The following is an 8,108-nucleotide window of genomic DNA, read 5'->3' as shown; positions in this document are numbered from 1 at the left end:
GCGGTCAACCAGGACGGGGCGAGCAGTGGGCAGACGGTGCCCAATGGTCCGGCGCAGCAGGCGTTGATGCGTCAGGCGTTGGCGGCCTCGCGGTTGCAGCCCGCTGATATCGATTACATCGAGGCGCACGGGACCGGTACGGCGTTGGGTGATCCGATCGAGTTGGACGCGTTGGCGCAGGTTTTCGCCGATCGTGGGGATGCTGCCCCGTTGGTGGTGGGTTCGGTGAAGACCAATCTGGGTCATCTCGAATCGGCTGCGGGGATCGCCGGTTTCATCAAGACCGTGCTCAGTGTGCGCTACGGCTACATCCCCAAACACCTCAACTTCCACCAACTCACCCCCCACGCCAGCCACGACGCCACCCGCTTGACCATCGCGCCCGAATTGCTGGCCTGGCCGGCAAGCGATCGACCACGCCGAGCCGGCGTCTCGTCATTCGGCGCCAGCGGGACCAACGCACACATCATCATCGAGCAAGCACCTGCGGTGGAAGACGTTGTCACGCAGCCCGACCCGCCGCTGACCACATTGGTGGTGTCGGGTAAAACGCCTCAGCGGATCGCCGCGACCGCGGCCATGCTCGCCCAGTGGATGACCGGCCCCGGCACCGAAGTCCGACTCGCCGATATCGCTCACACCCTCAACCACCACCGCACCCAGCACCGCACCTTCGCCACCATCTGCGCCCGCGACCACACCCAGGCGGCAGAGGCATTGCAGGCACTGGCCGACGGACGCCCGGCCCCGGGACTGGTCCGGCCGCATGAGGGGCCGTGCCGGCCGGGCCGGGTGTTCGTCTACTCCGGACAAGGCTCCCAATGGGCCGGCATGGGCCGCCGACTACTCACCGACGAACCCGCCTTCGCCACCGCCATCGACACCCTCGAACCGATGTTCCTCGACACCGTCGGATTCTCGCTGCGCGAGGTCATCGCCAACGGCGAACCGGTGATCGGCGACGCCCGATTCCAGCCCGCGCTCTTCGGTCTTCAGGTGGCGTTGACGGAGTTGTGGCGGCACTACGGCGTGGTGCCCGACGCCGTCATCGGACACTCCATGGGCGAAGTCGCCGCCGCCGTCACCGCAGGCGCACTCACCCCGGCCGAAGGTCTGCGCGTCATCGCCACCCGCTCCCGTCTCATGGCACGTCTGGCCGGCCACGGCGCTGTGGCACTGCTCGAACTCGACGCCGAGGCCACGTCCGCCCTCATCGCGGAGCGTGAACAGGTCAGCCTCGCGGTGTATTCGTCGCCACGGCAGACAGTGGTGGCCGGGCCACCCGCACAGATCGACCAACTGATCGCCGATGTCCAGCGAGAGGACCGCTTCGCCAGGCGGGTCAACATGGAGGTGGCGTCGCACAGTGCGCTCATGGATCCGATCTTGGGCGAATTGCGCACGGACCTGCAGGATCTGGAGCCGAAGCCACCGGCGGTGCCGTTCCTGTCCACGGTGACCAACGACTGGGCCCCGCACGTCGACGCAGGCTACTGGGTGGCCAACGTCCGCCAACCGGTCCGGCTGTACCAGGCGCTCGCCGACCTCGGCGAGCAGTACGGCACGTTCATCGAGATCAGTGCGCACCCGGTGCTGACGCATTCGATCACCGAGACGCTCGGCGACACACACCATCACGCGGTCGGCACGCTGTCGCGCGACACCGACGACACCCGCACGTTCCACACCAACCTCAACGCGACCCACACCGTGGCGGCTCCCCAGACCCCGCACCCCGACGGTCTGCCGCCCGAATTGCCTACCACACCATGGCAACACACCAGGCACTGGATCGACGGGCCCGCCCGGGACCGCGTCGCGGTCGCGCAACAGACGGATCTGCCGAGCGGGGAAGTGCCACCACAGTGGTGCTGCGAGCTGACGTGGCAAGCACGCCCGCTGCCAGAGGACCGGCACGCATCAGGGTCCTGGCTGGTGGTCTCGGATGCCGAACTGAGCGTAGAACTCGACGCCACGCTGCTGGCCTCCTCGGCGTTGACCGACCACGATGACGCGCTCGCCGACGCATTGCGCGGTGTCGCGCATGTGGTGTTCGCGCCCGACGTGGCGATCGGATGCCTGGACGCCGAGCCCGGCTATCACCTGTTCAACATGTGTCGCAAGCTGTGCGCGGCGCTGGCGGTGCTGCCGGAGCCGCCCCGCCTGTACCTGCTGACGCGTAACGCCCAGCCGCTCTCGGAGGGGGATCGGGCCAATCCTGCCCATGCCGTGTTGTGGGGTCTGGGCCGGACACTGGCGCTGGAGCACCCCGAATTCTGGGGCGGTGTCATCGATGTCGACGAGTCGGTGCCCGCCGAGCGGGTGGCCGGTTACCTGCGGGCCGAGGCCGCCGGGAGCGACGACGACGATCAGGCGGTGTACCGCGCAGGCCGACGGCACGTACCGCGGCTGGGGCCGGCGCCGGCACGGTCTGCGCCGTCGGCCGAACTCGGCGGCAGCGGAAGCCATCTGGTCATCGGGGCCACGGGCAACATCGGCCCGCATCTGGTTCGCCAGCTCGTCGCGATGGGAGCCAAGACGGTGGTTGCGGTGTCCCGCACTCCCGGTTCACGGATGACGGAGCTGGCACAAGCCGTAGCCGATCAGGGGGCCACGCTCGTGCCCGTTGCGGCCGATGCGTCGGATCCGAAGGCCATGACGGCACTGTTCGACCGGTTCGGCCGTGACCTCCCCGTACTCAACGGCATCTATCTCGCGGCGTTCGGTGGTGGACCGGTGACGCTGGCGAACATGACCGAAGCGGACGTGCAGATGATGTTCCGGCCCAAGCTGGACGCGGTATCGCTGCTGCACGCCCTCTCGTCGAAACATCCAGTGCGCCAGTTCGTGCTGTTCGCGTCGATCTCCGGGTTGCTCGGTTCGCGGTGGCTGGCGCACTACACCGCCACCACGGCGTTCCTGGATACCTTCGCCTACGCCCGCCGCGCCGCCGGGCTCGCCGCCACCACGGTGAACTGGGGATGGTGGAAATCGTTGGCCGACAACCAGTCCGAAGAGTATCAACAGGTCACACTGAGCTCGGGCCTCGAGCCCATGCCCGACGACGTGGCGATCCGCGCACTGGGCCGGGCGCTGGCGGTCGACGCCCCGGTTCGTGCCGTGGTCGCGGCCGCCGACTGGGCCCGACTCGCCGCTGCATACCGCACCCGCGCCAAGCTCAAGATGGTCGACCCACTGGTGCCTGCAGAGGGCACCGAGGAACGCGGCCCCACCGACGACCAGTGGGCCGGCGCCCCGGACTTCGCCGAGCTGGATCCCCTTGACGCCGAACGCATCATCGGTGAGCGGCTGCGGGAACGGCTCGCCGCGATCATGGGCTACACCGACCAGGCTGCCCTGAGCCCGGCGGTGCCGCTGATCGAACTCGGCATGGATTCCCTGATGGCTGTGCGGATCCGGCATGCCACCCAGTCCGACTTCGGGGTCGAACCTCCGGTGGCCATGCTGCTGCAGGGTGCTTCCCTGGACGACATCACCGCCGATGTGATGCAGCAGTGCGGGGTGTCCACACCGGACGCCGGCGCAGCCATCGACGCGCTTCGCGACCGAGCCAACCAACGTGCCGCTGCCCGCCAGGGCGCCGCGGTGCGGCGTAAGAGAGGACAGCGCGCGTGACTGCCACCGTCGAACAAGATTCGTTGTCACCCAATGCCATCGCGGTGATCGGCATGGCGCTGAGATTCCCGGGTGCCAACTCGCCGTCAGCTTTCTGGCAGAATCTGCGCGCCGGTGAGGAGTCCATCCGGACGCTGACGGAGGCCCAGCTCATCGACGCCGGAGTCAGCGCCGCCACCCTCGCCGATCCGCAGTATGTGCGCCGCGCCCCGCTCGTCGACGGGATCGACGAGTTCGACGCCGAATTCTTCGGTTTCCCACCGCAGGTGGCACGCATGATGGATCCGCAGCAGCGGCTGTTCCTGCAGTGTGCCTGGCATGCGCTCGAGGACGCCGGCTGTGATCCCGCCGCGTTCGACGGTTCGATCGGGGTGTTCGCGACCAGTGGCGCAAGCATGTACATGCTGCACAATCTGCTGTCCCACCACGATCGGTCCGCGTTTCTCGGGCAGGGCGCGACCTTCGACCTGATCAACATGTCGTTGCAGAACGACAAGGACTACCTCGCCACCCGGGTCTCGCACCAGTTCGATCTGCGCGGGCCGAGTGTGACTGTGCAGACTGCATGTTCGTCGTCGATGGTCGCCGTGCACACGGCCTGCCAGAGCCTGCTCAACGGCGAATGCGACATGGTGCTCGCGGGCGGCGCGTCGATCCGGATTCCGCATCACGTGGGTTACTGGCACGAGCCCGGCTCGATGGTCTCCGGGGCCGGGCACTGTCGGCCGTTCGATGCCGCGGCCGACGGCACAGTGTTCGGCAGCGGCGTTGCGGTGGTCGCGCTCAAACCGTTGCAGGCGGCGCTGGAAGCCGGCGACCGGATCCACGCAGTGATCCGCGGCTCGGCGATCAACAACGACGGCGCGAAGAAGATGACCTACGCCGCTCCGAATGGCGCTGCGCAGGCCGATGTGATCGCCGAGGCCCAAGCGGTGGCCGGCATCGACGCGTCGTCCATCAGCTACATCGAGGCCCACGGGACGGGCACGCCTCTGGGTGACCCGATCGAAATGGAGGCGCTGCGAGCCGCTTTCAGCCTCTCGGACACGCCGCGGTCGGGTCCGTGTGTGGTGGGTTCGGTGAAGTCGAACATCGGCCATCTGGCGGAGGCCTCGGGGATCGCCGGGCTGATCAAGACGATCCTGTGCCTGAAGAACCGTGCCATTCCCGCGACGCTGCATTTCACCACTGCGAATCCGGCGCTGAACCTCGAGCGTGGCCCGTTCACGGTGAGCAGCGAGTACACGCCGTGGGAGTGGGACGGTGTGCGCCGCGCGGGGGTCAGTTCGTTCGGTGTCGGAGGCACCAACGTCCATGTCGTCGTCGAGGAAGCGCCCGCGCAACCGGCACGACCGGTGCACGACGGGCCACAGGTGCTGCGGCTGTCGGCCCGCACGCCTGAGGCGCTCGAAGACTTCCGGGCGGCAATGGCCACCGAGCTCGCCGCAGACCCCGCGTTGGACCTGTCCGATGTGGCTGCCACGCTGGACCGGCGGCGCCTCGAGAGGTGCCGGCTGGCCGCCGTCGTCCACGACCGGCTTGACGCGGCCGCAGTGCTGGGCGCCGCCGAGAACGACAACGTGTTCGTCAGCGAGGCGACCGAGGTGACCGCAACCGGCCGGGCACCGGCCGGTGAGCGCCGCGTCACCCTGATGTTCCCGGGGCAAGGTGCGCAGCACGCCGACATGGCGCGCGGCCTCTACGAATCCGAGCCGGTGTTCACCGAGCAGTTCGACAGGTGCGCCGACGGCTTCCGGCGTGAGCTCGGCATCGATCTCAAAGCAGAGCTGTTCGGCTCCGATCAGTCCGACCTGGAACGCACCGACCGCGCCCAACCCGCCCTCTTCACCGTCGAGTACGCGCTTGCCCGGCTGCTGCAGGCCTACGGAGTTCAGGCCTCGGCGTATGTGGGCCACAGCATCGGTGAATACGTGGCTGGGGCACTGGCGGGAATATTCGACCTGCCCACGGCGATCAGTGTCGTCGCGACCCGGGCCCGGTTGATGCACGGTTCAGCGCGGGGCGCGATGGTAGCGGTCGCGATGACGCCCGAAGCCATCGCCGAGTATCTGGCGCCGGGCCTCGACCTCGCAGCGATCAACGACCCCGGCAACTGTGTCGTGGCGGGGGCACCGGAAGACGTCATGAAGTTCCAGAACCGGTTGCGGCAGCGGGGGATACTGGCCCGCCGGGTCCGCACCGCGCACGCGTTCCACTCGCAGCTCATGGATCCGGTCGTGCCCCAGTTCGGCGAATTCCTGTCCGGCGTCCAGCTTCATCCGCCGCACACACCGGTGCTGTCGAATGTCACCGGTACCTGGCTCACCGACGCGCAGGCGACCGATCCGACCCTGTGGGCCGGCCAGATTCGGGCCACGGTCAAATTCTCCGACGAACTTGACGACGTGTTGGACGATCCGTCCGCTGTGTTGGTCGAGGTCGGGCCCGGCGGTGCGTTGACGGGATCGGCCATGCGCCACCCGAAATGGTCGCAACGGCATCGAGCCGTCCGCTTGATGCGGCACCAGGTGCAGAACCGCGGCGACCGGGACACGTTCCTGCTGGCGCTCGGCCAACTGTGGGCGGCGGGCGTCGAGGTGGACTGGTCGCCGTTGTCGAGCCGCACACCCATGCTGGTCTCGCTGCCCGGATATCCCTTTGTCCGGCAACGGCACTGGGTGGACCCGCAGATCACCGCCGACGGGGTGGCGCCGGTCAGGACCAACGGCAGTGCGCCGAGCGGGCACGTGGTCGAACCGACCGGCGAGACGAAGACCGGCGGCGCCGGTACCGGGCAGGCGGATATCGAATCGACGCTGCGGCGAATCTGTGCCGAGTGTCTCGGTGTGAGTTCGGTCGGTCCGAACGACGACTTCTTCGAGATCGGCGGGGATTCCCTCATCGCGATCGGCGTCGCGATGAGCGCGACCAATCAGGGTTTGGAGCTGACACCGCAAGATCTCTACGATCACCCGAGCGTGGCGGCGCTGACCGCGGTATTGTCCGCGCGCTACGCAGCAGGCGGGTTGGCTGCCGTATCGGTCGACGATGCGCCCCAACCGGTTTCGCCGATCGCGGTGCACTTCCTGCAGCATGGTCTGCGCGAATCCGGCTGCTGGCGGGTGCCTCTCCTGATGAGACTCGATTCCACCGTCGGAATCGAAGACGTCCGGTCGGTGTTGGCGGCGGTGATCAACCAGCACGACGCGTTGCGAACCGCGTTCAGTCAACGGGCCGGAGCATGGGAACAGCAGATCATGGCACCGTGCGACCATCTGGACATCGCTGAGGTGTCGCTGCCCGACACCGTGACGCCGGGCAGCGACGACGAGCGGCGCGCGGCCGTCGACATCCTCAACGGGCAGGTAGGTCGGCAGGATCTTTCCAGTCCGGTACTGGTCGCGACCTACATCGTGGATCGCAGCGGAGCCGGACGGTACCTCGCGATGTCGATCCATGAGCTGGTGGCCGACGGGGTGTCCCGGGAGATCCTGCTCACCGACCTGTTCACCGCGTTCACTCAGCGACTGGCCGGCACCGACATCACGTTGCCTCCGGTCACCGCGACCTGGCGCGAATGGTCACAGCGCTACGCCGGGCTCGCCACGCATCCGGCGGTCCTGGACAGCAGGCAGTACTGGCTGGACGAAGCCGCCAAACCCACACTGCACCTGGCAGATCCGGGTCCCGGACAACCTCCCGGCGTGGACGACCTGCAGTGTGTGCCATCGCTGATCGCCGCCGAGCAGACAGGCCTCGTCGAACGGGCAAGGGGCAGATTCGAGTTCGCTGTCGAGGAGTTGATGCTCGGTGCGCTGTCGCGGACCATCGCGCGCACCGTTGGGGATGGGACGCTCGCCGTCGCCATCGCCGGAACCGGGCGCGCTGTGCTCAAGCCGGATGTCGATCCCCGGCGCACTGTCGGCGGCTTCAGCACCGTCTACCCGGTGTCGCTGTCCTGCCACGGCGCATCCACCGCCACGCAGGTGCTCGATGGTGTGCACGAAACCATGTGCGCGGTGCCACATCAGGGTGTCGGCTATGGACTGTTGCGCTATCTGTACGGGCCGACATCGCGGGCGCTCGGCGCGGTGGATTCCCCGGATATCCTGCTGTGCAACGAAGGTGTGATGCCCGATCTGCCCACGGCGGCCGGGCCGGTGCAGATCGATCGCGAGACCGGGATGGGCGTGCGCGACAAGACGCCCGGACTGGGATTCCCGATCGAGATGCGGATCTACCGCTCCTCGGCGGGAATGCATGTGGACTGGTGGTACGACGCGCGCCGGGTCGAAAGGGCGACGGTCACCATGATGGCCGACCGTTTCCCGATCGACTTCGAGGAACTCCTGTCCGAAGCACTGGCGACGGCGCCGACGCAGGACGAATTCGGTGGCGCCATGTCGGAACTCGGGTTGGTGGACCTGTCCGCCGAGTGAACCAGCCGGTGAACCGGTATCAGCAACGGAGGA

2 protein-coding genes are annotated in these 8,108 nt (G+C 67.8%); both read left to right on the top strand.

What is annotated here, in order from left to right; translation table 11 throughout:
* Positions 1 to 3,636: type I polyketide synthase (locus tag RMCB_RS35740; RefSeq protein WP_084388716.1), on the top strand; the 3,636-nt coding region annotated here is incomplete at its 5' end.
* The gene (locus tag RMCB_RS35735; RefSeq protein WP_234792374.1) at positions 3,633 to 8,075 is read left to right on the top strand and encodes a type I polyketide synthase; all 4,443 of its coding nucleotides are present in this window, start codon (positions 3,633 to 3,635) and stop codon (positions 8,073 to 8,075) included. The genes RMCB_RS35740 and RMCB_RS35735, both read left to right, overlap by 4 nt.
* Positions 8,076 to 8,108 lie beyond the last annotated feature (33 nt).

It is taken from the genome of Mycolicibacterium brisbanense (assembly GCF_001570425.1).
Lineage (GTDB): Bacteria > Actinomycetota > Actinomycetes > Mycobacteriales > Mycobacteriaceae > Mycobacterium > Mycobacterium brisbanense.
This window is presented reverse-complemented; position numbering and strand designations above follow the sequence as displayed.